We start from the raw sequence: 25,201 nt of genomic DNA, 5'->3' as shown, positions 1-25,201 counted from the left end.
GCCCTGGTCGCCCAGGCCGTCGCCCAGGTGACGGGTGCCGCGCCGGAGCGGCTCGACCTCGCCCTCGACACCGGGGCCTCGCTGCTCGCCGCCGCCGACTGGACCGAGGTCAGCCGGGCCCTGCTGGCCCAGGCCGAGCGGACCGTCGGGCGGGCCTGGACGGTGGGCTGGCGCCCGGCGGACCTGACCCGGATGGTCCGCCGCGAGCTCGCCCCCGTGCACCAGCCGCTGGCCGTCGACCTGATCGCCGCCGAGCAGCGCCGCCACCCCGCCGCCGCGCTGGACCGGCGCTGGCACGAGCAGCTGCGCGAGCTGGCCACCGAGGTGTGGTGGGACGGCGACGGCGGCTACCTGGCCGCGTACGCCGCCAAGCACCGGCTGGACCGCTTCGCGCTGGCCACCACCGTGCTGGAGCTGCTCCGGCTCTGGTCGCTGCTGCCCCCGCTCCAGCCGGTCGGGCCCGCGCCGGGCGCCGCCGGCCCGGGCCGACCGGTCGAGCACCGGGCGGTCGGGCCGGTGCCGGGCGAGCCCCGGATGCTGTCGCGGATCCGGGCGCTGCTGGCCAAGGCCGAGTCCACGGAGTACCCGGAGGAGGCGGAGGCGCTCACCGCGAAGGCGCAGCAGCTGATCGCCCAGCACAGCATCGACGAAGCGCTGCTGACGGCCGGTCAGTCCTCGTCGACCGTCCCGGGCGCACTGCGGATCGGGGTGGACAACCCGTACGAGAGCCCCAAGGCGATGCTGCTGGACGCGGTGGCGACCGCGAACCGGTGCCGGATCGTCTGGGCCAAGGAGTTCGGCTTCTGCACGGTGATCGGCTTCGACTCCGACCTGGACGCGGTGGAGCTGCTCTACACCTCGCTGCTGGTGCAGGCCACCGCCGCGATGCAGCGGGCCGGCAGCCGGCACCACAAGGAGGGCGCGGCCCGCACCAAGTCCTTCCGGCAATCCTTCCTGATCGCCTACGCCGCGCGGATCCGCGAGCGGCTCACCACCGCGACGGCGGAGGCGGTGGCCGGGCACCGGGTCGGCGAGGACGGCACCGTGACGCAGGCCCAGGCGCCGGACGAGCGGCTGCTGCCGGCGCTGGCAGCCCGCGAGGAGGCGGTCGACCAGACGGTGGACCGGATGTTCCCCCGGCTCACCTCGCAGCGGGTCCGGGTCTCCAACGCGGACGGCTGGTACGAGGGCCGGGCCGCCGCCGACCGGGCAGCACTGGGCGGGGGCTCGGGCTCCATCGAACGCTGACGCCCGGTCACGCCACCCGGGGCGGGCGGTCCGGTCGCGGCGCCCCGGGGGCAAGCGGTTCAGTCGCGGCACCCAGGGGCAGGCGGTCCAGTCGCGGCGCCCAGGGGCAGGCGGTCCAGTTGCAGCGCCCAGGGGCGCGAGGAACTGCGCGAGTCGGAAGGCGGCCCACCGGCAACTGACCCACCGTCAGCCAGTTGCACGTGCTGCCGTTCCCCCGCGCGCAGTTCCTCGCGCCCCTGAGCGCATGCCCTGCCGGACCTCGCGCGTTCCCCGCGCCCCTGAGCGCATGCCCTGCCGGACCTCGCGCGTTCCCCGCGCCCCTGAGCGCATGCCCTGCCGGACCTCGCGCATTCGCCGCGCCCCTGAGCGCATGCCCTGCCGGACCTCGCGCATTCGCCGCGCCCCGAGCACATGCCCTGCCGGACCTCGCACGTTCCCCGCGCCCCGAGCACATGCCCTACCGGACCTCGCACGTCCCCCGCACCTCTGCCGGCCGCCGCGCTGCCCCGGTGCGACGGTGCTCGTACGCTGGCGTCATGGCCGAGCCGAAGACCCTGCCGACCGACGAGGACCCCGCCGCGTTCCTGGCCGCCGTGCCGGACGGGCGGCGGCGGGCGGACGCGGTGGCGCTGTGCGCGCTGGTGACCGAGGTGACGGGGGCCGAGCCGGTGATGTGGGGGCCGTCGATCGTCGGGTTCGGCCGGTACGAGTACCGGTACGCGAGCGGGCGGACGGGCAGCTGGCCGGCGGTCGGGCTGTCGCCGCGGAAGCAGGCGCTGACGCTCTACGTCGCCGAGGGCTTCGAGCGGCACGGCGAGCTGCTGGCCCGGCTCGGGCCGGTGACCACCGGGAAGGGCTGCCTCTACGTGAAGCGGCTGGACGCCGTGGACGGCGAGGCGCTGCGCGAGCTGGTCGGCAGCGCCTTCGCCGCGTTCGACGGACGGGTCGTCACCCCGTGAGTCAGCGCTTGGTGGAGTCGACGATCACCGGGTTGCCGGTGCCGCCGCAGGGGCTGGCGTAGACCGGGTTCTTCTCGGCGGCGGCCTTGAAGGCCTCGATGCACTGGCTGAGCAGGATCTTGTCGGTCAGCGAGTTGGCGAGCAGCTGGTTGGCGTTGGCCTGGGCCTCGGCCTCGATCCTCTTCTTCTCGGCCTCGGCCTTGGCGGTGGCGACGGAGGCCTGGGCCTGGGCGGTGGCCTGGTCCTGCTGGATCTTGGCCTCGATGGCCTTCTGCAGGGAGTCGCTGGGCTTGACGTTGCGCAGGTTGACGCCGTTGACCACGATGCCGCGCGGGGTGAGGCGCTCGACCACCAGCTTGTCGATCTCGGAGCTGATGGCCTCGCGCTTGGAGCTGTAGCCCTCGACGTTGGTGTAGCGGGCGAAGACGTTGCGGACGATCTCGCGGCTGTCGGAGTAGACCAGCCGCTGCTGCACGGAGTCCTCGCTGCCGGCCAGCTTGTAGAGGTCGACGGCGTGCTTGGGGTCGATCGACCACTTCAGGGTGACGTCGGCGTACAGCACGCCGCCCTCGGAGGAGCGGACCTCGACGGTGCTGTCGCCGGTGAGGTTGAGGTCCACCGGGCGGGTGGAGAAGGTGGTGACGTCGGTGAGCGGGGACTTCAGGTGGAGGCCGGGCTGCCAGGCGGAGCCGACCTTGCCCAGGGTGGTGGGGACGCCGACCTCGGTCGGCTCCACCACGTGGACGAAGGTGGTCAGGCCGAGGCCGAGGCCGAGCAGCAGGGAGGCCAGCCCGCCGAAGATCGAGGCCCGGCCGTCGAACACCCCACGCCAGCGGAGCACGATCAGCACCACACCGACGACCAGCAGGATGACGGATATCAGCAACATGCGCGCAGCCTAGGGCTGCGGTGATCATCCTGACCGGGCGTCACCCAGTGTTCGCCGAGATGTGGTCGGCCGTTCAGTCCCAGAGCGCGCCGAAGGCGAGCAACTCCTCGCGGTACTCGATCCGTTGGACCCAGTCGGCGGGCCAGGCGGCCAGGCCGTGCCGGGCTCCGGCGAAGGCGCCGGCCAGGCAGGCGATCGAGTCGGAGTCGCCGCCCGAGAAGGCGCCGCGCCGGACCGCCGCCACCGGGTCGTCCGGGAAGAGCAGGAAGCAGAGCAGGGCGGTGCCGAAGGCCTCCTCGGCGATCCAGCCCTCGCCGGTGACGGCGCACGGGTCGCCCTCCGGCTCGGGCCGGGCCAGCGCGGCGTCCAGCCGGTCCAGCTCGAACAGGCACTCCTCCCAGCCGCGCCGGGCGAAGTGCTCCGGGGACGGGTCCTGGGCGTGCTCGTGCAGGTCGCCCAGCCACAGCTGGTCGTAGCCGCGCTCCCGGGCGGCCAGCGCGTACTCCCGGAGCAGGCCCGGGAGTTCGGCCGGCTCGGCGCCGTTCACCAGCAGGTGGACGGTGTGCGCGGTGAGGTCGCTGGCGGCCAGTGCCGTGGGGTGGCCGTGGGTCAGGCCGGACTGCAGCTGGGCGGCGCCGGAGCGCTGGCGGTCCGTCAGGCCGGGCACCAGGCCGACCGGGGCGACCCGCATGTTGGCGCCGCAGCCCTTGGAGCCGGTGTCGCTGGCCTGCTGCCAGGTGTTCGCCGGCTTCTCCAGCCGGAAGCAGGACTTCAGGCAGGTCGCGCCGGGCGCCCGGTTGTTGTTCGGGTCGCGGTACCAGTGCAGGTACTCCTCGCGGAGCCGGTTGGCGAGCCGGAGCGGGGCGAGCGGGCCGGCCGCCAGCGCGGCCCGCAGGCCGGCCGCCACCGCCAGCGTCATCTGGGTGTCGTCCGTCACCAACGCGCGCTTGGGCAGCTGGAGTTCACGCCACTGCGCATCCCACCGCACCAGCTGCTCGTAGTCCTGGAACTCGGTGTCCTTGCCGAGGGCGTCGCCGATCGCCAGGCCCACCATCGCACCGCTCGCCCGCTGCACGGCCACTCCCCCGTCAGATCTCCACCAGCAGCTCTTCGAGCCCCCGGATCACGTACCCCGGCCGCCACTGCGGCTCGCGGACCAGCCGCATCCCGGGCGCCCGCCGCAGCAGCGCCCCGTACGACTCGGTCAGCTCCAGTCTGGCCAACGGGGCGCCCAGACAGAAGTGGATTCCGGCGCCGAAGGTGACGTGCGGGTTGTCGGCCCGGCCCAGGTCGAGCCGGTCCGGGTCGGGGAAGCGCTCCGGGTCACGGTTGGCGGAGCCGAACAGCAGGGCGATCTCGGCGCCGCGCGGGATGGTCACGCCGGCGACCTCGACCTCGTCCAGCACCCAGCGCTCGAACATCTGCAGCGGGGTGTCCCAGCGCATCAACTCCTCGACGGCGGTGGGCAGCAGGGCGTCCGGCTCGGCGCGGAGCCGGGCCAGCTCGGCCTCGTTGCGGTAGAGCGCCCACCAGCCGTTCCCGGTGGTGTTGACGGTGGCCTCGTGGCCGGCGTTGAGCAGCAGCACGCAGGTGGAGACCATCTCCTGCTCGGTCAGCGCGTCGGCGCCGTCGGCGGCCGCGACCAGGGCGCTGATCAGGTCCTCGCCGGGCTCGGCCCGGCGGGCCCGGATCAGGCCGCGCAGGTAGTCCGAGAACTCGGTGCTGGCGGTGACCGCCCGGCGGGCGGTCTCGTCCGAGGGGTTCAGCTCGAACATCGCGGTGATGTCGGCCGACCAGGGGCGCAGCAGTTGCCGGTCCTCGGCCGGGAAGCCGAGCATCTCGGCGATCACCGCGACCGGCAGCGGCTCGGCCACCTCCGCGATCAGGTCACCGCCGCCGTTCCGCAGCAGGCCGTCGACCAGCTCGCCGGCCAGCTTCTCCACCGTCGGCCGCAGGCCGGCCACCATCCGCGGGGTGAACGCCTTGGAGACCAGCCGGCGGATCCGGGTGTGGTCGGCGCCCTCCAGGTCGAGCAGGCCGTGCTCGTTGAGCGTGTGGAACGCCTCGTGCGCCGGGTCCGGCTCAGGGCGGCCGAACTCGGCGTGGCTGAAGCGGTGGGTGTAGGTGCGGCCGAGCCGGCGGTCCCGCAGCAGCGCGTTGACGTCGGCATAGCGGGAGACCAGCCACTGCCCGCTGGGCTCGTGGAAGACCACCGGCGCCTCGGTGCGCAGCCGCGCGTACGCCTCGTAGGGGTGCGCGACGAACTCCGGCGACCACGGGTCGTACGCGGCGCTGACGTGCTGCTCGGCCATGCTGATGCCCTCCCAGACTGTGCGGGGAGGGCCATCGTACGCAGGCGGTGCAACGGACCGTCAGGCGGCCAGCAGACGGGTCACCAGGGCGGGCAGCGCGGTGGAGATCGGCTCGCGGATCACCTCGTGGGCCATCCCGTCGTACGGGGTGGGCTCGCCGTTCACCACGATCAGCCGGGCGCCGTTCTGCACCGCGACCTCGGCCAGCCCGGCCGCCGGATGCACCTGGAGGCTGCTGCCGACCGCGACGAACACCTCGCAGGCGATCGACACCGTCTCGGCCTGGTCCAGCACCGTGACGTCCAGGCTCTCGCCGAACATCACCGTGCAGGGCCGCAGGATGCCGCCGCAGACCAGGCAGGCCGGGTCCGGCTCGCCGGCCTCGACCCGGGCCAGCGCCCCGGTCATCGGCCCCCGGTCCCCGCAGGAGGCGCAGCGCACGTCCCGGGCGGTGCCGTGCAGTTCGAGCACCTTGCGCGGGGTCTGCCCGGCGGCCTGGTGCAGGCCGTCGACGTTCTGGGTGAGCACCCGCATCGGCACTCCGGCGCGCTCCAGCTCGACCAGCGCGCGGTGGCCCGCGTTCGGCTCGGCGTGCAGCGCCCCGGCGTCCCGGCGCATCAGCCACGCCTGCCGGCGGATCTCGGTGTCGGCCAGGTAGGGGCCGATGGTGACCAGCTGCTGAGCGCTCGGGTCGCGCTGCCAGAGGCCCTTGGGGCCCCGGTAGTCGGGGATGCCGGAGTCGGTGGAGATCCCGGCTCCGGTGAGGACGGCGGTGAGCGGACGCTTGATGGTCATGCCCCGGCACGTTACGGCCCGTCAGACTCCGGCCGCGACCGGGTTTTCCCCCGCTACGGTGGTGCGGTGAACAGCACGACGGCCTTGGCGAAGTGGTTGACCCGGCGCACCCCCGAGCAGCTGACGGCGCTGCTGGAGCAGCGTGGCCTGCCGCACGGCCGCCCGGGCGCGGCGGACGCCCGGCAGGTAGCCGGGCAGCTGCTGGCCGCCCCGTCGGTGCGGCTGGCCCTGACCGGCCTGGACCGGGCCGAGCTCCAGGTGCTGACCGCCGTGGTCGTGCTGGCCGAGCGGCGGCACGGGCCGGTGCCCGACGCGGCCGGCCGGGCGCTGAGCGGCTTCGCCGGCCACCGGTCGGGCGGGTGGGGCGGGGCGGCCGAGGAGCTGGAGCCGTCCGAGCGCGCGGTCGAGCGGAGCGAACTGCTGGCCGCGCTCGGGCCGCGCGCCCTGCCGCTGCTCGGCCCGCTGGCCGACCGCGCCCTGCTGCTGCCGCCGCACCGCACGCTGCTCACCGTCCCGGCCGCGCTGCACCGGCCCTCCGGCGGCCTGCTCGGCTACGGCCGACCGGCCGACGCGCTGTACACCGATGCCTACCTGGCGGCCGAGGTCCGGCGGGTGGAGGACACCCTGGGCCTGACACCGGCCCGCAGCCGGGACGAGGCCCAGCGGGCCGTGACCGCCCTGCTCCGGGACCCGGCCGCCGTCCGGGCGCTGGTCGCCGGAGCCCCGCCGGAGGCGGCCCGGCTGCTGACCGGGCTGGCGCACGGCTCGCCCCGGCTGGGCACCGGGTACTTCCGGACGAAGTACCCGTCGGACGAGCCCGGCCCGTTCACCAAGTACCTGTTCCCGCCGGACGGTTCGGGCGATCCGGCGGTGGCCTGGGCCGCCGCCCGGGGGCTGCTGGCCCCGGCCGGGCCGGGGGTGGTCGAGCTGCCGTACGAGGTGGGGCTGGCCCTGCGGGACCCGGCACGGCCGCTGCTCTTCGACCCCGAGCCGCCGGCCGTGGGCGGCGGGTGGGTGGTCGCGGCGGGCGGCGCGCGCGGTGTGGCGGGCGGCGCGACCGGTGCGGGCGGCGCGGCGGCCTCGGCCGAGGCCCAGGCCGCCGCGACGGCCTCGGCCTCGCAGGCGGAGGTGCTGCTCCGGGCGCTCGCCGCACGGCCGTTGGCGCTGCGGAAGGCGGGCGGGATCGCCGTCCGGGACACCGCACGGCTGGCCAAGCAGACCGGGGCCGACGAGGCACGGACCCGGCTCTGGCTCGACCTGGCCGCCAACGCGGGCCTGCTCGCACCGCACCTGGAGCAGCCCCCGACCCCGACCCGGGGCCGCCGGGCGGCGCCCGCTCCGGCGGCGCAGCTGCTGCCCACGGACCGCTACGACGAGTGGCTCGGGGCCTCCCCCGCCGAACGGCTGCTGCCGCTGGTGGCGGCCTGGGCGGTGACGCCCGAGGTGTTCAGCCGCGACCACGGCGGCCCCGCAGTCGCCCTGACCACCCCTCAGGACCGGACGGCCGTGCCGCTGCGCCGCGCCCTGCTCGCCGCCCTGGCGGGTGACCGACCCGCCGGGCACCCAGCCACCACCGGGGACGGCGACGACGCGTGGCGGAGCGGTGCTGCCGAGGAGCGCGGCGGTGCCGGGGTGACCTCCGGTCCGCGCGCAGCCACCGGCCCCGGCGAAACGACCAGTCCGGACACAGCCACCGGCCCGGGAGGGGCTGCCGCGCTCGACGAGTGGCTGACCGCCGCCACCTGGTACGCGCCGCTGGAGGTCGAACTCTCCACCGCCACCAGGGATTCGGCCCGGGCCACGCTCGCCGAGGCGGAGCTGCTCGGGGTGGTGGGGCACGGCGTGCTCACCCCCGTGGGGCACGCCGTACTGGCGCTGCTGCGAGCCGGGGCGGCCCGGTGCTTCCCGGCCGTCCCGGGGGCCGGGCCCGTGCTCGACGGGCGTCCGGCGCTGGCCTCGGCCGTGGCGGAGCTCCGCGCCGCGCTGCTGGCGCTGATCCCGGAGCCGTCCCGGGCCGCCCGGTTCCAGGCCGATCTGACGGCGGTGGTGACCGGACCGGCCGCTCCGGAGCTGGCCGAGCTGCTGGCGGGCTCCGCCGAGCGGGAGTCCGAGGGGCACGCCACCGTCTGGCGGTTCGGCCCGGCCTCGGTCCGGCGGGCGCTGGACGCCGGCCACGACGCCGCCGAACTCCTGCTCCGCCTCCAGGAGTTCAGCATCGACGGCGCACCGCTCCCGCAGCCGCTGGAGTACCTGATCCGGGACACCGCCCGGACCCACGGCCGGATCCGGGTGGCCGCCGCCGGCAGCTGCCTGCGCTCGGACGACGAGGCGCTCGTACTGGAGCTGGCCCACAGCCGTCCACTGGCCCGGCTCGGCCTGCGCCGGATCGCGCCCACCGTGCTGATCTGCCCGGCCGCCCCGGACGCCACCCTGGTGGCGCTCCGCGAGGCGGGCTACGCCCCGGTGCTGGAGGCCGGCACCGGTGTCACCGTGGTGGAGCGCGCCCCGGCCCTCCGGGCCGACCGGCCGATGCCCGAACTCCCCACCGGGGCAGCCGAACTGGCAGAAGCGATCACCGGCGGGGTCAGAGCACCCGCTTGATCTCGCCCCGGGCCCGGTAGAAGCCGCCCCGGCCGGACTCCAGCACCTCGGCCACCCAGTACCGGGCACCCGGCACCCGGACCTCCTTGGGGAACTGCACCCGCCAGTCCGCCCGGAAGCCGGGCGTCACCACCCGCACCCGGGTCCGGGCGCCGTCCTGCACGCACTCCACCTCGACACCGCCGGTCTGGACCCCGACCACCACCTCGACCTCGGCGCTCGGCACCACCCGCTCCCAGCCGGACGCCTTCACATCGGTGGTCTGCGGCAGCTGCCCGTCCTCGGCGGCCCGCACGGCCTGCTCGCTCGCGTCCAGGCAGGCCAGCGACCCGTCCGTGGTCACCAGGTAGAGCCGCCCGTCCCGGTACTGCATGCTGTACGCCGAGCCGCAGCCGGTGCCGAGCTTCCAGAGCCGGGTGCCGTCGGCGGCGAAGCAGTAGACCGAGGAGTGGTTGTCCCCGGCGAAGACGTACTGTCCGTCCGGCGAGGCCGCGCAGGAGAAGACCGCGGCGTCGCACCGGTAGAGGCCGGTCTGCGTCCCGTCCGACTTGCGCAGCCGGTGCACCACGCCGCGCGAGGTGCCCGCGAAGACCTCGTCCCGCTCCTGCCAGCCGAACAGCACCGCGCCGGTGGTCGGGGTGTGCCACTCCTGCTCGCCGCCGGCCGCGTAGCGCGTCACGCCCCGGTCGTAGCCGTGGTAGACCGCGTCCCCGTCGCAGCGGACCATCCACCCGGCGCTGCCGCCCCGGGTGGCCCGGCGCCACTGGAACTCGTCCTCGTGGTCGACGGTGGTGATCCCGCCGACCGCGTCGGCCACGCCGAGCAGGCCGTCGTGGATGTCCAGCCAGTAGATGTCGACGTCGGCGGCGATCTCGTACGCCACCCGGGGCACCTTGCCGCCCAGGTCGTAGACCTTGCCGTCGTCGCAGCCGGCGTAGATCCAGTGCTCGTCCGCGACGATGCACTTCACGCCGTCGGGGAGGCCGTAACGGCCCGTCACCTCGCCGTCGTGGGTGAGGGTGTAGACGTCGCCCTGCTCGTTGCCCACCCAGGCGTGCTCCTGGCCGACGAAGACCCCGAACGCCGGGGCGCCGGAGCGGAACCGCCAGAGCAGCGGGGCCTGGTGCGCGGTGGAGCGGGAGCTGACGATCTGCCGGCGGGTCACCGCGCGGCGCTGCCGCACGCCCCGGACGGCCGGGGCGTAGCCCTTGCGGACCTTCTCGCCGATCTTCTTGGCCGCCGCCGCGGCCGCCTTCTCCGGCGTCGGGTAGCGGGTGGCCTTGACCTGCCCGGACTCACCGATCCGCCCGTAGGTGACGGTCAGCTCGTCGCCCAGGAGGCGGACCTCGTAGAACTTGTGGGCGCTCCCGGCGTCCTCGGAGAGCTCCAGGTAGGTGACCTGCTCGGTGGCGACGGACATGGTTGGGGAGCCCTCTCGGGACGGTGCGGCGGGGTGACACCGATGAATCTAGGCCGCCGCACCGACAACGGCCGGCCGCCGGCCCAGCGGGGCGAGGGCCAGTGCCCAGAGCAGCGCGGCCACCGGCAGCAGGTCCAGGTCGGCCGCCGCCAGCACCACCCCGGCCGCACCGGCCACCGGGCTCCACGAGGTGTCCCGGCGGGCCGCCGCGCAGAGCAGCGCCACCAGCCCGGCGTGGAACAGCGGCGGGCCGACCTGGTAGAGCGCCGGGAGCACCCCCGGCACCTCCTGCACCCGCCCGAACATCACCCGCATCGCCCCCTTGTCCTCGGCGACCAGACCGACCCAGAGGTCCACCAGCACCTGCCCGACCGAGGCGGCCAGCCCGAGCTGCGCCACCGAGCGCAACGGGCGGCCGAACCGCCTGGCCCGGCGGCCGAGTTCGGCCAGCACCGGGACGAACAGCACCAGCCCGGCCAGCAGCAGTGCGTGTCCGATCAGCCAGCTCGGCCCCGGCTCCCGCGCTTCCGGCAGCAGCCGGACCGTTCCGTAGAGGCCGAACAGCAGCGGCGCGACCAGCGCCGGACGGTCCCAGATCATCCCGAACTCCCTTGGTGGTGACGCCTCTTCGACTCCCACCAGCCTGCCGCCCGAGCCCCGTCCGGGGATCGCCCGCACCGGTGAACCGGCGAGCTCCCCCGTGCGGGGGAGTCCGGGCCGGGGCCTGCCGCACGAGCCGGGCCGCACCACCGGCCGGGCCGGGCCACGAGCCGCACCACCGGCCGGGCCACGAGCCGCACCACCGACCGGGCCGCACCGCCCGGCCGGCCTCACTCCTCGCCGGCCACCACCGCGCCGGACTCGTACGCGAAGACCACCGCGTGCACCCGGTCCCGGAGCTGCAGCTTGGCCAGCACGTTGGAGACGTGGGTCTTCACGGTGTGCTCGCTCACCACCAAGGCCCCGGCGATCTCGGCGTTGGAGAGCCCCCGGGCGAGCAGCCGCAGCGTCTCCGCCTCACGGGCCGTCAGCTGCTCCAGCAACCGGGACGGCGGGCGCTGCGGGCCGGGGCCCGGGCTCCGGCGGGCAGCGAACTCGGAGATCAGCCGCCGGGTCACCGAGGGAGCCAGCAGGGCCTCGCCGGAGGCCACCATCCGCACCCCGTGGGCCAGGTCGTCCCGGCGCACGTCCTTGAGCAGGAAGCCGCTGGCCCCCGCGTACAGCGCGTCGTAGACGTAGTCGTCCACGTCGAAGGTGGTCAGCATGATCACCTTGGTGCCCGGATGCTCCGCGCAGACCCGGCGGGCCGCCTCCAGCCCGTCCATCACCGGCATCCGCACGTCCAAAAGCAGCACGTCGGGCGCGAGTTCGCGTACGCGCTCGACCGCCTCGGCGCCGTTGGCCGCCTCCGCCACCACCTCGATGTCCGGCTGCGCGTCCAGGATCATCCCGAACCCCGCCCGGACCAGCTCCTGGTCGTCCGCGACCACCACCCGGATCGTCATGCTCTCCCTCTCAACTCACCAACGGCAGACGGGCGCTGACCACGAAGCCGACCCCCTCGGGGCCGGGCCCCGCCTCCGCCCGGCCGCCCACCGCAGCCGCCCGCTCCCGGATGCCGACCAGCCCCCGGCCGCCCGACCACTCCCCCGACCAGTCCCCCGCCCGCTCCCGGGCCCGTACGGCGCCGAGCCCGCGCCCGTCGTCCGCCACCCGGACCAGCAGCTCCCGGCCCGCCGGTGCCACGCTGACCTCGGCCCGGGTGGCACCGGCGTGCTTCACCGTATTGGTCAGCGCCTCCTGCACGATCCGGTAGGCCGCCGCCTGCACCTCCGGGGGGCCGGCCTCCGCGCAGTCCAGCTCCACACGCAGGCCCGACTCCCGGACCCGCTCCACCACGGCCGGCAGCTCCGCCAGGGTCGGCTGCGGGGCCAGCTCCGGGCCGACCCCCTGCTCCTTCAACACGCCGAGCACCCGCCGGAGTTGGACCATCGCGTCGCGGCCGGAATCGGCGATGGTGTCGAAGGTGCGGGCCGCCCGGTCCGGGTCCTTGTGCACCACCAGCGGCCCGGCCTCGGCCTGGATCACCATCAGCGAGACCGCGTGCGCCAGGATGTCGTGCATCTCCCGGGCGATCCGGGCCCGCTCCTCGGCCACCGCCCGGGCCGCGTCCGCCGCCGCCCGGCGGGCCAGCTCGCCGGCCCGGTCCGCCTCGGCCGCCACCTTGCGGCGCAATTCCCGTGCCAGCGAGCCGAAGACGAAGGCCCCGACCGAGGTGAGCACGCTGAACAACGCCCCGTTCAGCGAGCGGGTGCCGGCCACGTTCCCCCAGACCAGCCCGGTCAGCATCAGCCAGCGCTGCCAGTCCCGGCCCCGGTCCGCCACGGTGTAGACCGACACCACCGCCGCCAGCGGCACCTGCGGCATCGCCGTGTGCGCCAGCACGGTGACCGCGATCGAGGCCGCACTGCTCAGGCAGAAGACCGTGAACGGGGCGGACCGCCGCCACACCACCGGCAGCGCGGTGGCCACCGCCAGCGCGTACGCCCACCACGACCAGTCCGGCTCGTCGTGCCACACCGTCCAGACCGCGACGGCCGCCGAGGCGACCGCCAGCCCCACGTCCAGCACGTACGGATCCACTCCGGCCGACCGGGCCCGCCACCAGGCCCCGGCCCGCTCGGCGCGCGCCTGCCACCGCTCCATCCCGGCCTCACCCCCGTGGGGTCGATCATCCCGCACCGGGCCGGGCTCAGCCGACACCGACCGTCACGTCACCCGTGCCGGCCCGGGCCACCACCTTCCGCTCCGCCGCCGTGCGCTGCGGCACGTCGACCCGCACGGCCCCCGTGACGGCCTTGGCGTCCACCGCGTACTCCTCCCCCTTCGGCAGCTCCAGGCGCACGGTGCCGGTGCCCGCCGTCGCCTTCACCTCCTCGGGAGCCACCGCGAACGCGGCCGACACGTCACCCGTACCGGCCTTCAACTCCACCTTCTGGGCCCCGATCCGCTCCGCGCGGACCCCGCCCGTCGCGGCCTCCGCCCACAGCTGCCCGGTCAGCCCGGTCAGCGCCACGTCCCCGGTGCCCGCCTTCACCCGCACCTGCGTCCCGGCCGGCACCTTCACCTCGTACCCCACCGAGCAGTCCCCGTCCGGGCACCGGTAGGAGAGCGTCAGCTCGCCGTCCACCAGCTCGTGCCGGGCCTCCGGCTGCCTCCCCGACCACTCCTGACGCTCCGTCACGGCGACCGCCGTCCCCCCGCCGGTGACCCGCACGTCCCCCGTGCCGGAGTCCACTACCAGCACCCGCACCATCCCGCCGACCTCGTAGCCGACGTCCCTGCGCTCCTTGTCCACGCCGCACCCGCTCACCCCGGCCACCACGACCGCCGCCACCACCACGCCCAGCGCTACCCGCTTCACGACCGAACCCCTCCCGCAGACCGAACCGACCGCCCCAGTCTCCCGCCCGGCCGGGCCGGCCACCTCCCTCTTCGGAGCGGTCCCCTCCCCTCCCCCGGCGGGGGGAGTCCGGGAACGCCGCAGGGCGGCCACCCCGAGTGGGGTGACCGCCCTGCGATCGTGTGACTGACCGTCAGCCGGTGTACGGGCCGTAGTCGTAGTCGTCCAGCGGGACCGCCTGGCCGGAGCCGGCGCCGAAGGGCGACAGGTCGTAGTCGTCGTAGCCGACGGCCGAGTACATCGCGGCCTTGGCCTCCTCGGTCGGCTCGACCCGGATGTTGCGGTAGCGGGGCAGACCCGTACCGGCCGGGATGAGCTTACCGAGGATGACGTTCTCCTTGAGGCCCAGCAGCGGGTCCGACTTGGCGTGGATCGCCGCGTCGGTGAGCACCCGGGTGGTCTCCTGGAAGGAGGCCGCCGACAGCCAGGACTCGGTGGCCAGCGAGGCCTTGGTGATACCCATCAGCTGCGGACGGCCGGAGGCGGGGTGACCGCCCTCGGAGACCACGCGACGGTTCTCGGTCTCGAACCGGCCGCGCTCGACCAGCTCGCCCGGGAGCAGCTCGGCGTCGCCCGACTCGATGATCGTCACGCGGCGGAGCATCTGCCGGATGATGATCTCGATGTGCTTGTCGTGGATCGACACGCCCTGCGAGTTGTACACCTTCTGGACCTCGGCCACCAGGTGGACCTGGACGGCACGCTGGCCCATGATGCGCAGCACGTCGTGCGGGTTGGTCGCACCGACGGTCAGCTTCTGGCCGACCTCGACCGCCTCGCCCTCGGAGACCAGCAGCTTGACGCGCTTGGAGACCGGGTAGGCGATCTCGTCGCTGCCGTCGTCGGGGGTGACGACGAGCTTGCGGGTCTTCTCGGTGTCCTCGATCCGGACCCGGCCCTGGGCCTCCGAGATCGGGGCGACACCCTTGGGGGTGCGCGCCTCGAAGAGCTCGACGACACGGGGCAGACCCTGGGTGATGTCGTCACCGGCCACACCACCGGTGTGGAAGGTACGCATCGTCAGCTGGGTACCGGGCTCACCGATGGACTGGGCGGCGATGATGCCGACCGCCTCACCGATGTCGACCAGCTTGCCGGTGGCCAGCGAACGGCCGTAGCACATGGCGCAGGTGCCGACCGCCGACTCACAGGTGAGGATCGAGCGGGTCTTGACCTCACCGATGCCGTGCCGGATCAGCTCGTCGATCAGGACGTCGCCGAGGTCCGTGTTGGCGGTGGCCAGCAGCTTGCCGTCGACGGTGATGTCCTCGGCCAGCATGCGGGCGTAGACGCTGGTCTCGACGTCGTCCGTCTTGCGCAGGACGCCGTTCTCGACCAGGCCGATCGCCAGCTTGAGGCCGCGCTCGGTGCCGCAGTCCTCCTCGCGGATGATCACGTCCTGCGAGACGTCCACCAGACGACGGGTCAGGTAACCCGAGTCGGCGGTACGCAGGGCGGTGTCCGCCAGACCCTTACGGGCACCGTGGGTGGAGATGAAGTACTCCAGCACGGACAGGCCCTCACGGAACGAGGCCTTGATGGGACGCGGGATGGTCTCGTTCTTCGCGTTCGACACCAGACCACGCATACCGGCGATCTGACGCATCTGCATCATGTTTCCACGAGCACCCGAGTCCACCATCATGAAGATGGGGTTGGTCTTCGGGAAGTTCGCGTTCATGGCCTCGGCGACCTCGTTGGTCGCCTGGGTCCAGATGCTGATGAGCTCCTGCTTGCGCTCGTCGTTGGTGATCAGGCCGCGCTCGTACTGGCGCTGCACCTTCTCCGCCTTCGCCTCGAAGCCCTCCAGGATCTGGGGCTTGGTCGGCGGGACGACGACGTCGGAGATCGAGACGGTGACGCCGGACCGGGTCGACCAGTGGAAGCCGGCCGACTTGAGGTTGTCCAGGGTCGCCGCGACGACGACCTTGGGGTAGCGCTCCGCCAGGTCGTTGACGATCGCGGAGAGCTGCTTCTTGCCCACCTCGTAGTCGACGAACGGGTAGTCCTCGGGCAGCAGCTCGTTGAAGAGCGCGCGGCCCAGGGTGGTGCTCAGGCGGAAGGACTCGCCCTCGAACCAGGAGGTCTGACCCTCCTCGTCCACCGGCGGGGTCCAGCCGCGCGGCGGCACGGTGCCGACCGGCAGGCGCAGGTCGATCGGGGCCTGGACGTCCAGCTCGCGGGCGTCGAAGGCCATGATCGCCTCGGCGGTGGAGGAGAAGGAGCGGCCACCGCCCTTCACCTCCTCGCGGTCCGAGGTGAGGAAGAACAGACCGAGCACCATGTCCTGGGTCGGCATGGTGACGGGGCGACCGTCGGCCGGCTTCAGGATGTTGTTCGAGGACAGCATCAGGATGCGGGCCTCGGCCTGCGCCTCCGCGGAGAGCGGCAGGTGGACGGCCATCTGGTCACCGTCGAAGTCCGCGTTGAACGCGGTGCAGACGAGCGGGTGGATCTGGATGGCCTTGCCCTCGACCAGCTGGGGCTCGAAGGCCTGGATGCCGAGGCGGTGCAGGGTGGGCGCACGGTTCAGCAGCACCGGGTGCTCGGCGATGACCTCTTCGAGGACGTCCCACACCACCGGGCGCGCGCGCTCGACCATGCGCTTGGCCGACTTGATGTTCTGCGCGTGGTTCAGGTCCACCAGGCGCTTCATCACGAACGGCTTGAAGAGCTCCAGCGCCATGGCCTTGGGCAGACCGCACTGGTGCAGCTTGAGCTGCGGGCCGACGACGATGACCGAACGGGCCGAGTAGTCGACGCGCTTGCCGAGCAGGTTCTGGCGGAAACGACCCTGCTTGCCCTTGAGCATGTCGCTCAGGGACTTCAGCGGACGGTTGCCCGGGCCGGTGACCGGCCGGCCACGACGGCCGTTGTCGAAGAGGGCGTCGACCGCCTCCTGGAGCATGCGCTTCTCGTTGTTCACGATGATCTCGGGCGCGCCGAGGTCGAGAAGCCGCTTCAGGCGGTTGTTGCGGTTGATGACGCGGCGGTACAGGTCGTTCAGGTCCGAGGTGGCGAAGCGGCCACCGTCGAGCTGGACCATCGGACGCAGGTCCGGCGGGATCACCGGGACGCAGTCCAGCACCATGCCGTTGGGCTTGTTGGTGGTCTGCAGGAAGGCGGAGACGACCTTGAGGCGCTTGAGCGCACGGGTCTTCTTCTGGCCCTTGCCGGTCCGGATGATCTCGCGCAGGCGCTCGGACTCCTCGGCCAGGTCGAAGGTCTCGAGGCGGTCCTTGAGGGCCGCCGCGCCCATCGAGCCGGAGAAGTAGGTGCCGAAGCGGTCGCGCAGCTCGCGGTAGAGCAGCTCGTCGCCCTCGAGGTCCTGGACCTTGAGGTTCTTGAAGCGGGCCCAGACCTCGTCGAGGCGGTCGATCTCGCGCTGCGCGCGGTCGCGCAGCTGCTTCATCTCGCGCTCGGCACCCTCGCGCACCTTGCGGCGCACGTCGGCCTTGGCACCCTCGGCCTCCAGCTCGGCGAGGTCCGTCTCGGCCTTCTTGGCCCGGTTCTCCAGGTCGGAGTCCCGACGGTTCTCGATCTGCTGGCGCTCGACGGAGACGTGCGCCTCCAGCGAGGGCAGGTCGCGCTGACGACGCTCGTCGTCGACCCAGGTGATCATGTAGGCGGCGAAGTAGATGACCTTCTCGAGGTCCTTCGGCGCCAGGTCGAGCAGGTAGCCCAGGCGGGACGGGACACCCTTGAAGTACCAGATGTGGGTGACCGGAGCGGCCAGCTCGATGTGGCCCATCCGCTCGCGGCGCACCTTGGCGCGGGTCACCTCGACGCCGCAGCGCTCACAGATGATGCCCTTGAAGCGGACGCGCTTGTACTTGCCGCAGTAGCACTCCCAGTCCCGGGTGGGGCCGAAGATCTTCTCGCAGAAGAGCCCGTCCTTTTCCGGCTTCAGGGTGCGGTAGTTGATGGTCTCCGGCTTCTTGACCTCGCCGTGGGACCACTGGCGGATGTCGTCGGCGGTGGCCAGGCCGATGCGGAGCTCGTCGAAGAAGTTGACGTCAAGCACTGGTCGTCAAGCCCTCTTTCGTGAATCGAGGTTCTGTCTGTTGGTCTGAGGGGGGCCTGGGGGCGGGCCGGCCGATGCTGGATCGGCCGGCCCGGCCTCAATCAGACCTCTTCGACGCTGCTCGGCTCGCGCCGGGACAGGTCAATGCCGAGCTCCTCGGCGGCGCGGAACACGTCCTCGTCGGAGTCACGCATCTCGATGGACGAGCCGTCCGAGGACAGCACCTCCACGTTGAGGCAGAGCGACTGCATTTCCTTGATGAGGACCTTGAAGGACTCGGGAATGCCGGGCTCGGGGATGTTCTCGCCCTTGACGATCGCCTCGTAGACCTTCACGCGGCCCAGGACGTCGTCGGACTTGATGGTGAGCAGCTCCTGCAGTGCGTAGGCAGCGCCGTACGCCTCGAGGGCCCACACCTCCATCTCACCGAATCGCTGACCACCGAACTGCGCCTTACCACCGAGCGGCTGCTGGGTGATCATCGAGTACGGACCGGTCGAACGGGCGTGCAGCTTGTCGTCGACCAGGTGGTGCAGCTTCAGGATGTACATGTAGCCGACCGACACCGGCATCGGGAACGGCTCGCCGGAGCGGCCGTCGAAGAGCCGGGCCTTGCCGGTGGAGTTCACCAGGCGCTCACCGTCACGGGTGAGGGTGGTGTGGTCCAGCAGGCCGGTGATCTCGTCCTCGCGGGCGCCGTCGAAGACCGGGGTGGCGAGGTTGGTGCCGCCCTGGACGGTGTCGGCGCCGATCGCCTGCAGGCGCTGGGCCCACTCGTCGGCCAGGCCGGAGACGTCCCAGCCCTGCTTGGCGAGCCAGCCGAGGTGGATCTCCAGGACCTGTCCCGGGTTCATTCGGGACGGGACGCCCAGCGGGTTGAGGATGATGTCGACCGGGGTGCCGTCCTCCAGGAACGGCATGTCCTCGACCGGCAGGATCTTCGAGATGACACCCTTGTTGCCGTGACGGCCGGCGAGCTTGTCGCCGTGGGTGATCTTGCGCTTCTGGGCGACGTAGACGCGGACCAGCTGGTTCACGCCCGGGGGGAGCTCGTCCCCCTCCTCGCGGTCGAAGACGCGGACGCCGATGACCTTGCCGGACTCACCGTGCGGCACCTTCAGCGAGGTGTCGCGGACCTCACGGGCCTTCTCACCGAAGATCGCGCGGAGCAGGCGCTCCTCCGGGGTCAGCTCGGTCTCGCCCTTCGGGGTGACCTTGCCGACCAGGATGTCGCCGGTGACGACGTCCGCACCGATCCGGATGATGCCGCGCTCGTCGAGGTCGGCGAGGACCTCCTCGGAGACGTTCGGGATGTCCCGGGTGATCTCCTCGGGGCCCAGCTTGGTGTCACGGGCGTCGACCTCGTGCTCCTCGATGTGGATCGAGGAGAGGACGTCGTCCTGGACGAGGCGCTGCGACAGGATGATCGCGTCCTCGTAGTTGTGACCCTCCCAGGACATGAACGCCACGAGCAGGTTCTTGCCCAGCGCCATCTCACCCTGGTCGGTGCAGGGGCCGTCGGCCAGCACCTGGTTGACCTCGACGCGGGAGCCCTCGTCGACGAGCACCTTCTGGTTGAAGGAGGTGCCCTGGTTGGAGCGGGTGAACTTGGCGGCGCGGTACGTGTTATACGTGCCGTCGTCGTTGGCCACGGTGACGTAGTCGGCCGAGACCTCCTGGACGACACCGGCCTTCTCGGCCACGATCACGTCGGCGGCGTCGACCGCGCAGCGGTACTCCATGCCGGTGCCGACCACGGGTGCCTCGCTCTTCAGCAGCGGCACCGCCTGGCGCATCATGTTGGAGCCCATGAGCGCGCGGTTGGCGTCGTCGTGCTCGAGGAACGGGATCATGGCGGTCGCGACCGACACCATCTGGCGCGGCGAGACGTCCATGTAGTCGATCTCGGTGCCCGGGATGTAGTCGATCTCGCCGCCACGGCGGCGGACCAGGACGCGCGGCTCGGCGAAGTGCAGGTCGTCCGTCAGCGGGGCGTTGGCCTGCGCGATGACGAAGCGGTCCTCCTCGTCGGCGGTCAGGTAGTCCACGGCCTCGGTGACGACACCGTCGACGACCTTGCGGTACGGGGTCTCGATGAAGCCGAAGGCGTTGACCCGGCCGTAGGACGCGAGCGAGCCGATCAGACCGATGTTCGGGCCTTCGGGGGTCTCGATCGGACACATGCGGCCGTAGTGCGAGGGGTGCACGTCACGGACCTCGAAGCCGGCCCGCTCACGGGACAGACCACCGGGGCCGAGCGCGGACAGACGACGCTTGTGGGTCAGGCCCGACAGCGGGTTCGTCTGGTCCATGAACTGCGACAGCTGGCTGGTGCCGAAGAACTCCTTGATGGAGGCGACGACCGGCCGGATGTTGATCAGGGTCTGCGGCGTGATCGCCTCGACGTCCTGGGTGGTCATGCGCTCGCGCACGACGCGCTCCATGCGGGCGAGACCCGTACGGACCTGGTTCTGGATCAGCTCGCCGACGTTGCGCAGGCGGCGGTTGCCGAAGTGGTCGATGTCGTCGACCTCGACCACGATGTCGCGGCCCTCGTCGTCACGCCACTCGACCTCGCCGGCGTGCAGCTTCACCAGGTACTTGATCGCACCGATGATGTCGGGCTCGGTGAGGACGCCGGAGTCCAGGGACTCCGCGTTGCCCAGCTTGCGGTTCACCTTGTACCGGCCGACCTTCGCGAGGTCGTACCGCTTCGGGTTGAAGTACAGGTTCTCCAGCAGCGTCTGGGCGGCCTCGCGGGTCGGCGGCTCGCCGGGGCGCAGCTTGCGGTAGATGTCGAGGAGCGCGTCGTCCTGGCCCTGGGTGTGGTCCTTCTCCAGGGTGGCGCGCATCGACTCGTACTCGCCGAACTCCTCGAGGATCATCTCGTTGGTCCAGCCGAGCGCCTTGAGCAGCACGGTGACCGACTGCTTGCGCTTGCGGTCGATGCGGACACCGACCATGTCGCGCTTGTCGATCTCCATCTCCAGCCAGGCACCGCGGGAGGGGATGATCTTGCAGGAGAAGATGTCCTTGTCGGAGACCTTGTCCAGGCTGGAGTCGAAGTAGACGCCCGGCGAGCGCACCAGCTGCGAGACCACGACACGCTCGGTGCCGTTGATCACGAAGGTGCCCTTGTGGGTCATGAGCGGGAAGTCGCCCATGAAGACCGTCTGAGACTTGATCTCACCGGTCTCGTTGTTGGTGAACTCGGCAGTGACGAAGAGCGGGGCCGCGAACGTGAAGTCGCGGTCCTTGCACTCGTCAATGGAGTTCTTCGGCGGCTCGAAACGGTGGTCGCGGAAGGTCAGCGACATCGACCCGCTGAAGTCCTCGATCGGGGAGATCTCCTCGAAGATCTCCTCCAGACCGGACTTGGTGGGGACGTCCTGACCGTTCTCCAAAGCCTCCTCGACCCGTGACCTCCAGGCCGCGTTGCCGAGCAGCCAGTCAAAGCTCTCGGTCTGCAGGGCCAGGAGGTTGGGGACCTCGAGGGGCTCCTTGATCTTCGCGAACGAGACGCGGAGCGGGGCGGTGGATGCGGCGGAATTGTTCGAGGCGTTGCGCGGCGCGGCCAAGAGGGGGGTCCTTCCGAGGGCTCGGAGCTCACTACGCGCGTACCGGCCGGGCCTTGCCGAGGCGGAAAACCCCAGGTCAGGACAGGGGCCACTCCGGGCGACGAGTCACGGAGCAGCTAACAGGCAGCGCAAAGGGACAGTGTAGCCAAAAGGCACACTGCTGACAAGCTCTGATTCGGAGACCGAATCGGAGACCCCTCTCCTACCACTCACCAATGGCCCGGACGCCCCGGGCCACCGCACCTCACGATGAGTCAGTTCCCGTCGGAGCCACGGAATATGCATCCGGAACCGCTCCGACCGCTTGGACCCACCACGCGGGGCGCGCCTTGAGAATCGCGCGCCCGGTGCGGTTCGTCAAGGGCCGCACCGGAGTGCGGACCTCACGCCGTTCATCGTCCGAGCAGGCCACCGCGTTACAGCCCCGCCGACGGCCCTCCAGGGACGACAGCGATCACCATACCCGGCCCTGCCGACAGTGGCCGAGCCCACAGTGCGCCAGGACGGTGAACGTCAGGTCCCGGAGGACGAAAAAAGGCCGGGCCGACCACCCGCAGGGGTGATCGGCCCGGCCTCGCGCCCTCTCAGGGAGGGCACTGAGTCACTTGACGGTGACCTTGGCGCCGGCGCCCTCGAGCTGGGCCTTGGCCTTCTCGGCAACGTCCTTGGCGACCTTCTCGAGAACCTTCGCACCAGCGGTGTCGACGAGGTCCTTGGCCTCCTTCAGGCCGAGGGAGGTGAGGGCGCGCACCTCCTTGATGACCTGGATCTTCTTGTCGCCGGCACCGTCGAGGATGACGTCGAACTCGTCCTGCTCGTCAGCGACCTCGGCCGGGGCACCGGTGCCACCGACGGCGGCAACGGCGACCGGAGCGGCAGCGGTGACGTCGAACTTCTCCTCGAAGGCCTTCACGAAGGCAGCGAGCTCGATGAGGGTGAGCTCCTCGAACTGCGCGAGCAGCTCGTCCTGGGTCAGCTTCGCCATGATGGCGTCCTTCCACTAAATCGGCAGGTTAGGTGCCGGATGTACGGGGTGAAGCGGGCACTGGCCCGCAGCGAGGCGTGAGCCTGCCGAATTACTCGGCGGCCTCGTCCTCAGCGGCGGGAGCCGGCGCGCCGGCACCGCCCTGCTCGACCTTGTCGCGAAGCGCGTCCACGGTGCGGACGAGCTTCGACGGGAGGGCCTGGAAGAGCGCGGCAGCCTGGGACTGCTTGGCCTTCAGGGCACCCGCGAACTTGGCGAGCAGCACCTCGCGGGACTCGAGGTCCGCGAGCTTCTTGATGTCATCGGCGGACAGCGCCTTACCGTCAAGGACACCGCCCTTGATGATCAGAGCGGGGTTCTCCTTGGCGAAGTCACGCAGAGCCTTCGCCGACTCCACCGGGTCACCGGTGACGAAGGCGACAGCCGTCGGACCAGTGAACTGGTCGTCGAGCTCGGTGATCCCAGCCTCGTTGGCGGCGATCTTGGTCAGCGTGTTCTTCACCACGGCGTACTGGGCGTTCTCGCCCAGCGAGCGACGCAGGGTCTTGACCTGCTTCACCGAGAGACCGCGGTACTCGGTCAGCAGCGCGGCGCTGGAGGAGCGGAACTTGTCCGTCAGCTCAGCGACGTCAGCAGCCTTGTCGGGCCTGGCCATAGGCTTACGCCTCCTTCCGTGATGTCGAAGTCAGGCCGACCATGGATCAGTCGACCATCCAACGCCTCGAACCACGTGGTGACGAAAAAAGCCCCATGCGCAGGGGCATGGGGCTTGCAGACCTCGACGGCCCCGAAGGACCGGAAATCAGACGCACCAGACACACCTGCGCGGGCCGCCCGCTTTACGCGGGACCTTCGGTGCCGGCTCCCCCGGGAGGGAAACGGCGACAACCAGCGGTCTTTGGCAGGCCCCACCGTACCCCGGGCCGGGCTTTCGAACCAAATCCGGTCAGGACGCCAACGGAGGCAAGGCCGCCCCACCCATGTCCGCGGTGTCCGCCGCGTCCGGAGCCTGCACCGACAGCGCGCCGCCCCAGTCCTGGTACGTCACGGTGTCCTTGCCCTGACCGCCCGCCCGGACCAGCCGGACCAGCTGGTCCTTGTCGTCCAGCCAGAGGTCCAGGGTGACCTCCGCGCTGCCCAGCCCGGCCCGGAGCGCGTCCTGCCGGGCCGTCGGCAGCTGGGTCTGCGCGGCGGCGTACCGCTCGGAGCTCAGCGTCACCCGGTAGTGCTGGACGGTGACCTCCGCGATGGTCTCCTCGCCGATCAGCTGCGGGCGCTCGGCGGCCACCGCGGCGGTCAGCGCCACCATCGGGTTGAGCCGGTCCACCAGGGCTCCGTACGGGATGTCCCGGGCGCCGCCCTGGGCGGCGTACTTCTCCCAGTGCCGGCCGGCGTTCCGCTCGGCGGTGGCCGGGTCGCCGCCCCGGTAGGCGGTGGTGTCGAGTATCACCAGCTGCTCGGAGCTGCCCGGGCGCTTGAGCCTGAGCACCGTCTTGGGGGCCCAGAACAGCACCCCGGAGAAGGAGTCCTCGCCGAACCGGGCGGAGTACCCGGCCCGGCGGGCGGTGTCCATCGCCAGCTGGGCGGAGAGCAGCACCCCGTGCGGGGAGCGGTCGGTGGGGCTGGGCAGGCCGGTCGGGGTGCGGCTGGCCGAGGGGCTCGGGGTCGGGCTCGGGCCGGGGGGCTTCGCCCCGTCCGAGCCGCAACCGGCCGCACCGGCCAGCAGCAGGGCGGCCAGTGCCAGCACCGCCGTCCGCCGAGCCCTCGTCATGCCGTCATCCCGTCCTCGTGCCACCGCACCCCGCCAACCTCTCACGCCGGGGTCAGCCGCCGAAGCCCTTGAGCAGATCTGCGACCTCGAACACGTCGACCACCGGCGGCGCGGCCACCTGCGGGGCGCGGCCCAGCTCGGTGTAACGGACCGTCATGTCACCGGCCCGGGACGGGGTCAGGTCGGCGGTGCGGAGCTGGACCAGCTCGTTCCGGCCGTTGATCCAGAGGTCCAGCGCCCCGCCGGTGCGGCCCAACTCGGCCAGCGCCTGCTTCTTCTGGTCCTCCGTCAGGCCGTTCACCAGGGCGTCGGCCACGCCGGTGGCGCGGAAGTGGACCGCCTCCTGGCCGTCCACCGACTCCACCCCGACCTTGGCCAGGCCCGGGCTGCCCGCGCCGGCCGCCAGCGCCACCGCCGGGTCCAGCACCCGGGCCAGCGCGGCCAGCCCCCGGGCGTCCTCGCCGCCGGCCCCGGCCAGCACGGCGGCGGCGCCGGAGCCGTCGGTCTTGGCGTTCGGGTCGACCTTCATCCAGGGCTTGCCGCCGACCAGCGCCGCGGTCTGCTCGGGGGCACCCACCCAGGTGGAGCCGCCGGCCGCGCGGAGCCGGGCCTGCGCGCCGTCCGGCTGGGTCAGCACCAGGTCGATGCCGCCCGGCTGGGCCCAGGCGAACGAGCCGCCGCCGCCCTGCGCGACCGCGCCGGTGCCGACCGCCAGCCGGGCGTTACCGGCCTTGGCCATCACGCCGTTCGCCGCCAGCAGCACGTCCTTGGCCACTCCGGCCGGGGCCGGCAGCGTGCCGGGGGCGGTGCCGCCCCCGGTGCCGCCCGTCCCGCCGGCGGTCGCGGTCGCGCCGGCCGCCGGGCTCGCGGTGCCGGCCGGGTCGCTCGCGCCCGCGGACGGCGCGGCGGAGGGTGCGGCGGAGTCGGTAGCGGTCGCCGAAGCGCCCGCCGAGGCGGAGGCCGTGCCGGAGGGGGCGGCCGACGCGGCGGCCTTCCCGTCGCCCCCGGAGCTCGCCCCGCAGGCCGTCAGCCCGGCCACCAGCAGCGCGGCCAGGGCGGTCACCCGTATCGTGCGCATTCGTGAAACCCCCTACGTCCCGGATCTCGGTAGGCGGACTCTAGTCGACGCGGACATGCGAACGGGCCCGCACCCCCT

General features: G+C 72.5%; 18 protein-coding genes. 3 read left to right on the top strand and 15 right to left on the bottom strand.

The genetic code is table 11. From position 1 onward, the window contains the following. The first annotated feature begins 3 nt into the window (after positions 1-3). Complete coding sequence (locus ACIRBX_RS10255) at positions 4-1,248, top strand: DUF2786 domain-containing protein (protein WP_402295296.1); 1,245 nt, start codon at positions 4-6, stop codon at positions 1,246-1,248. A gap of 536 nt (positions 1,249-1,784) precedes the next feature. Then, a complete protein-coding gene (locus tag ACIRBX_RS10250; protein WP_402295184.1) occupies positions 1,785-2,207 on the top strand; it encodes a DUF1801 domain-containing protein in 423 nt (140 codons plus the stop codon). Position 2,208: 1 nt separating this feature from the next. Here the strand turns inward: ACIRBX_RS10250 and ACIRBX_RS10245 are convergent, their stop codons facing one another. From ACIRBX_RS10245 to ACIRBX_RS10230, 4 genes are all read right to left on the bottom strand, one after another. Then, on the bottom strand, positions 2,209-3,096 hold the full coding sequence (locus tag ACIRBX_RS10245) for a prohibitin family protein (protein WP_402295182.1): 888 nt from the start codon (positions 3,094-3,096) through the stop codon (positions 2,209-2,211). Positions 3,097-3,169: 73 nt separating this feature from the next. Further along, entirely contained in the window at positions 3,170-4,150 is a 981-nt protein-coding gene (locus ACIRBX_RS10240) for an ADP-ribosylglycohydrolase family protein (protein ID WP_402295294.1), read from the bottom strand. A 34-nt stretch (positions 4,151-4,184) separates the two neighbouring features. Continuing rightward, on the bottom strand, positions 4,185-5,408 hold the full coding sequence (locus tag ACIRBX_RS10235) for a cytochrome P450 (RefSeq protein ID WP_402295180.1): 1,224 nt from the start codon (positions 5,406-5,408) through the stop codon (positions 4,185-4,187). A gap of 60 nt (positions 5,409-5,468) precedes the next feature. Then, complete coding sequence (locus ACIRBX_RS10230) at positions 5,469-6,203, bottom strand: SIR2 family NAD-dependent protein deacylase (RefSeq protein ID WP_402295178.1); 735 nt, start codon at positions 6,201-6,203, stop codon at positions 5,469-5,471. 66 nt (positions 6,204-6,269) lie between these two features. Between ACIRBX_RS10230 and ACIRBX_RS10225 the strand changes: the two genes are divergently transcribed. Further along, on the top strand, positions 6,270-8,804 hold the full coding sequence (locus ACIRBX_RS10225; protein WP_402295175.1) for a helicase-associated domain-containing protein: 2,535 nt from the start codon (positions 6,270-6,272) through the stop codon (positions 8,802-8,804). Here the strand turns inward: ACIRBX_RS10225 and ACIRBX_RS10220 are convergent. The 11 genes from ACIRBX_RS10220 to ACIRBX_RS10170 form a co-directional block, all read right to left on the bottom strand. Then, the gene (locus ACIRBX_RS10220; protein ID WP_402295173.1) at positions 8,788-10,224 is read right to left on the bottom strand and encodes a WGR domain-containing protein; all 1,437 of its coding nucleotides are present in this window, start codon (positions 10,222-10,224) and stop codon (positions 8,788-8,790) included. The genes ACIRBX_RS10225 and ACIRBX_RS10220 overlap by 17 nt on opposite strands. Positions 10,225-10,272: 48 nt before the next feature. Continuing rightward, positions 10,273-10,824, bottom strand: coding sequence for a hypothetical protein (locus ACIRBX_RS10215; RefSeq protein ID WP_402295171.1), 552 nt, complete (start codon positions 10,822-10,824; stop codon positions 10,273-10,275). A gap of 230 nt (positions 10,825-11,054) precedes the next feature. Then, positions 11,055-11,729 (bottom strand): response regulator, encoded by a 675-nt coding sequence (locus ACIRBX_RS10210; RefSeq protein WP_402295169.1) that lies wholly within the window; start codon positions 11,727-11,729, stop codon positions 11,055-11,057. Between the two features lie 10 nt (positions 11,730-11,739). Continuing rightward, positions 11,740-12,930 (bottom strand): sensor histidine kinase, encoded by a 1,191-nt coding sequence (locus tag ACIRBX_RS10205; protein WP_402295168.1) that lies wholly within the window; start codon positions 12,928-12,930, stop codon positions 11,740-11,742. A gap of 46 nt (positions 12,931-12,976) precedes the next feature. Next, positions 12,977-13,648, bottom strand: coding sequence for a DUF4097 family beta strand repeat-containing protein (locus ACIRBX_RS10200; RefSeq protein WP_402295166.1), 672 nt, complete (start codon positions 13,646-13,648; stop codon positions 12,977-12,979). 172 nt (positions 13,649-13,820) lie between these two features. Next, entirely contained in the window at positions 13,821-17,711 is a 3,891-nt protein-coding gene (locus tag ACIRBX_RS10195; protein WP_402295164.1) for a DNA-directed RNA polymerase subunit beta', read from the bottom strand. Positions 17,712-17,812: 101 nt separating this feature from the next. Next, positions 17,813-21,289, bottom strand: a complete 3,477-nt coding sequence (gene rpoB, locus ACIRBX_RS10190) for a DNA-directed RNA polymerase subunit beta (protein WP_402295162.1) — start codon at positions 21,287-21,289, stop codon at positions 17,813-17,815. Between the two features lie 601 nt (positions 21,290-21,890). Continuing rightward, positions 21,891-22,274 (bottom strand): 50S ribosomal protein L7/L12, encoded by a 384-nt coding sequence (gene rplL, locus ACIRBX_RS10185; RefSeq protein ID WP_402295161.1) that lies wholly within the window; start codon positions 22,272-22,274, stop codon positions 21,891-21,893. 91 nt (positions 22,275-22,365) lie between these two features. Beyond that, positions 22,366-22,929: a 50S ribosomal protein L10 gene (gene rplJ / locus ACIRBX_RS10180; protein ID WP_396296802.1), complete on the bottom strand. Its 564-nt coding sequence runs from the start codon at positions 22,927-22,929 to the stop codon at positions 22,366-22,368. Positions 22,930-23,220: 291 nt separating this feature from the next. Further along, on the bottom strand, positions 23,221-24,045 hold the full coding sequence (locus tag ACIRBX_RS10175; protein WP_402295160.1) for a hypothetical protein: 825 nt from the start codon (positions 24,043-24,045) through the stop codon (positions 23,221-23,223). Positions 24,046-24,097: 52 nt separating this feature from the next. Further along, a complete protein-coding gene (locus tag ACIRBX_RS10170; RefSeq protein ID WP_402295159.1) occupies positions 24,098-25,123 on the bottom strand; it encodes a hypothetical protein in 1,026 nt (341 codons plus the stop codon). Positions 25,124-25,201 lie beyond the last annotated feature (78 nt).

The organism is Kitasatospora sp. NPDC096147, assembly GCF_044763225.1.
GTDB lineage: Bacteria > Actinomycetota > Actinomycetes > Streptomycetales > Streptomycetaceae > Kitasatospora.
Note: the sequence above shows the minus strand (reverse complement) of the source record. Positions and strands in the feature narration are given on the sequence as shown.